Below are 3,587 nucleotides of genomic sequence, written 5' to 3'. Positions count from 1 at the left end.
ACGATGGTTTCGCTGTCGACCGGGAAGAAGCCGCAGGTCGCGCCGTATTCGGGCGCCATGTTGGCGATCGTCGCCTTGTCGGCGACCGACAGGTGATCGAGGCCAGGGCCGAAGAACTCGACGAACTTGCCGACCACGCCCTGCTTGCGCAGCATCTGGGTGACGGTGAGCACGAGGTCGGTCGCGGTGACGCCTTCCTTCAGCGCGCCCTTGAGCTTGAAGCCGACGACCTCCGGCAGCAGCATCGACAGCGGCTGGCCGAGCATCGCGGCTTCCGCCTCGATGCCGCCGACGCCCCAGCCGAGCACGGCGAGGCCGTTGACCATGGTGGTGTGCGAGTCGGTGCCGACCAGCGAATCCGGATAGGCGACCTCGAAGGTGCCCTTGGTCCGGCCGATCGTCATCTTCTCCTTCTTGGTCCACACCGTCTGCGCCAGGTATTCGAGGTTCACCTGGTGGCAGATGCCGGTGCCGGGCGGCACGACGGAGAAGTTCGAAAACGCCTTCTGGCCCCACTTCAGGAATTCGTAGCGTTCCTGGTTCTGCTTGTACTCTTCGTCGACGTTCTTCTTGAACGCCTTGTTGTCACCGAAGAAATTGACGATCACCGAGTGATCGATGACGAGATCGACCGGCACCAGCGGGTTGATCTTCTCGGGCGAGCCGCCGAGCGCCTGCATGGCATTGCGCATGGCGGCGAGATCGACCACCGCGGGCACGCCGGTGAAGTCCTGCATCAGCACGCGCGCCGGGCGGAAGGCGACTTCATGCTCGAGCGCCTTCTTCCGCATCCACTTCGCCACCGCCTGGATGTCCGCCTTCTTGACGGTGCGGTCGTCCTCGTTGCGCAGCAGATTTTCGAGCAGCACCTTCATCGAGTAAGGCAGCCGCGAAATGCCCTTGAGGCCGTTCTTCTCGGCGGTCGGCAGGCTGTAATAGACGTAGGACTTGGTGCCGACCTTGAGGATCTTGCGGCACTTGAAGCTGTCGAGCGAGGTCATTTAGGCGGGTCCCGAATTATCGTTGTCAGGAGGCGAGCGGTGGCGCTATCGCCGGGAGAGCAGGCGGCTCGGCTTGCGGGCGCCGATTGTGTGCTGCATCAAGTTCCGGCTTATAGAACCTTTCCAATTGCGCCGCCAGTTCGACAATGACAGGCGAGCGCATGATTTGAAGTCACAAGACCTACGGGTCCAATGACGGAACAGCAAGGACGCGAAGGTCCGAGGATGCGGCTGTCGGGACAAGACTTGCGATGCGTGCGCGGCGGCCGCGAAGTGTTCGCGCATCTCGACTTTGAAGCCGCCTCTGGCGAAGCGCTGGCGCTGGTCGGGCCCAACGGCGCCGGCAAGACGTCGCTGCTGCGGCTGATCGCCGGACTGCTGATGCCGGCCGACGGCCGTGTCGAACTGGAGGGCGGCGAGCCAGATACCCCGGTCGCCGAACAGGCGCATTATCTCGGTCACCGCGATGCGCTGAAGCCTTCGCTGAGCGTCTCCGAAAACCTCGCCTTTTGGCGCGCGTTTCTCGGCGGCGAACCGACCGACCTCGCCGCCGCGATTGCGGCCGTCGGTCTAGCGCATGCGGCCGAACTGCCGGCCGCCTACCTCTCGGCCGGCCAGCGCCGGCGCCTGTCGATCGCGCGCCTGCTGGTGCTGCGGCGGCCGGTGTGGCTGCTCGACGAACCGACCGCCGCGCTCGACATCCGCGGCCAGGAGATGTTCGCCGGCCTGATGCAGCAACACCTCGCTGGCGGCGGCATCATCGTCGCCGCCACGCATCTGCCGCTAGGTATTTCGGCGCGTGAGCTGCGGATTGGGGGCGTGGCATGACCTTGCATCCGTTTGTTCGCGGCTATGCAGTTGAGGCTTTCAGATTGGCGCGGTGCCTGGGGACCCCCACCCCCGACCCCTCCCCGCAAGGGGGAGGGGGGACGAGACGCCGTGCCATATCGTTTCCATCTAGCTCTCGCTGCATCTGCGCACTCACTCACCTCGCGGCTCCTAGGCTCCCCTCCCCCTTGCGGGGAGGGGTCGGGGGTGGGGGTGCCGCGAGGAGTGAGCTGATTGAAGAAGCATCAATCTTCGCCATGCGCACTTTCGGAGCCCCCGCATGAGCGCGCTCGGAGCGATCATCCGACGCGACATCAGAATTGCCCTCCGCGTCGGCGGCGGGGCGCTGATCGGGGTGTTGTTCTTTCTCACCGTGGTGGTGCTGATGCCGTTCGCGGTCGGGCCGGATCTGGCGCTGCTGAAGCGGCTCGGGCCGGCGATCCTGTGGCTCGGAGCGCTGCTGGCGAGCCTGCTGACGCTCGACCGGCTGTTCACCGCCGACGCCGAGGACGGTTCGCTCGACCTGATCGTCATGAGCCGCACCCCGCTGGAACTGACCTGCGCCGCCAAGGCGCTGGCGCATTGGCTCGCCGCCGGCCTGCCGCTGGTGATCGCCACCCCGGTGCTCGGCTTGCTGCTGAATCTCGACGGCATGGCCTCGCTGGCCGTGATGGCGACGCTGCTGGCCGGCACGCCGGCGCTGACCTTCACCGGCATGATCGGTGCCGCGCTGGCGGTGACGCTGCGCCGCGGCGGTCTTTTGCTGGCCGTACTGGTGCTGCCTCTGTCGATTCCGGTGCTGATCTTCGGCGTCGCCGCCTCGCAGGCCGCCATCACCGGCCCGGTGCCGTTCGGGACGCCAATGACGATTCTGTGCGCGATTTCCCTGGTCAGCCTGGTGATCGGCCCGTTCGCGGCCGCGGCCAGCCTGCGGCAGGGGATGGACTGACCGGCACCGGTTCCCAATCAATTCACCGCGCCTCGCCAGCGCTCCGGTGAAGGCCGCATTGCCTGCGGCCACGGCGATCTTTATCAGGGAGCGCCATGAGGCTGACCGAACTCGCCAATCCGACCCGGTTCCTGACGCTCGCGGGGCGCCTGCTGCCCTGGCTGGCCGGGGCGACGGTGCTCGTGCTCGCGGTCGGTCTGACCCTGTCGATGACGGCGCCCGACGACTACCAGCAGGGCGCCACCGTCAAGATCATGTTCATCCACGTGCCCAACGCGTGGTTGTCGATGTTCGTCTGGGGCGTGATGAGCCTGTCGGCGCTCGGCACGCTGGTGTGGCGGCATCCGCTCGCCGACGTGTCGCAGAAGGCAGCCGCGCCGATCGGCGCCGCCTTCACGTTCCTGGCGCTGCTCACCGGCTCGCTGTGGGGCCGGCCGATGTGGGGCACCTATTGGGAATGGGACGCCCGCCTGACCTCGGTGCTGATCCTGTTTCTGATGTATCTCGGCCTGATCGCGCTGTGGCGCGCGGTCGACGATCCGAGCCGTGCCGCGCGCGCCAGCGCGGTGCTGACGCTGGTCGGCGCCATCAACCTGCCGATCATCAAGTTCTCGGTCGACTGGTGGAATACGCTGCACCAGCCCGCCTCGGTGATGCGGCTGGGCGGCTCGACGCTCGACAAGGCGTTCCTGATTCCGCTCTTGGTGATGGCGGTCGGCTTCACGCTGCTGTTCATCACCCTGCATGTCGCCGCCATGCGCAACGAGATCCTGCGCCGCCGCGTCCGCTCGCTGCAGATGCGCAGGCGA

General features: G+C 66.6%; 4 protein-coding genes. 3 read left to right on the top strand and 1 reads right to left on the bottom strand.

What is annotated here, in order from left to right:
- Nucleotides 1–1,001, bottom strand: a 1,001-nt coding sequence (locus I5M_RS27335; protein WP_022724307.1) for an aconitase family protein, incomplete at its 3' end; no start/stop codon positions are given.
- A gap of 225 nt (nt 1,002–1,226) precedes the next feature.
- On the opposite strand from I5M_RS27335, the gene ccmA reads away from it, so the two are divergent.
- The 3 genes from ccmA to I5M_RS27320 form a co-directional block, all read left to right on the top strand.
- Nucleotides 1,227–1,829 carry a heme ABC exporter ATP-binding protein CcmA gene (gene ccmA / locus I5M_RS27330; RefSeq protein ID WP_031337779.1) on the top strand — a complete coding sequence of 201 codons (603 nt, stop codon included), beginning with the start codon at nt 1,227–1,229 and terminating at the stop codon, nt 1,827–1,829.
- A gap of 280 nt (nt 1,830–2,109) precedes the next feature.
- Nucleotides 2,110–2,778, top strand: coding sequence for a heme exporter protein CcmB (gene ccmB / locus I5M_RS27325; RefSeq protein WP_022724305.1), 669 nt, complete (start codon nt 2,110–2,112; stop codon nt 2,776–2,778).
- A gap of 95 nt (nt 2,779–2,873) precedes the next feature.
- The coding region (locus I5M_RS27320; protein WP_022724304.1) for a heme ABC transporter permease at nt 2,874–3,587 on the top strand (714 nt) is incomplete at its 3' end.

Source organism: Rhodopseudomonas sp. B29 (assembly GCF_000333455.1).
Taxonomy (GTDB): domain Bacteria; phylum Pseudomonadota; class Alphaproteobacteria; order Rhizobiales; family Xanthobacteraceae; genus Rhodopseudomonas.
The sequence above is the reverse complement of the archived record's forward strand: the minus strand, read 5'-3'. Positions and strand labels throughout refer to the sequence as shown.

Bases quoted from the DNA above. Each gene is read 5' to 3' on its own strand.
- ccmB (WP_022724305.1), top strand. From the start codon at position 2,110: ATGAGCGCGCTCGGAGCGATCATCCGACGCGACATCAGAATTGCCCTC.
- ccmA (WP_031337779.1), top strand. From the start codon at position 1,227: ATGCGGCTGTCGGGACAAGACTTGCGATGCGTGCGCGGCGGCCGCGAA.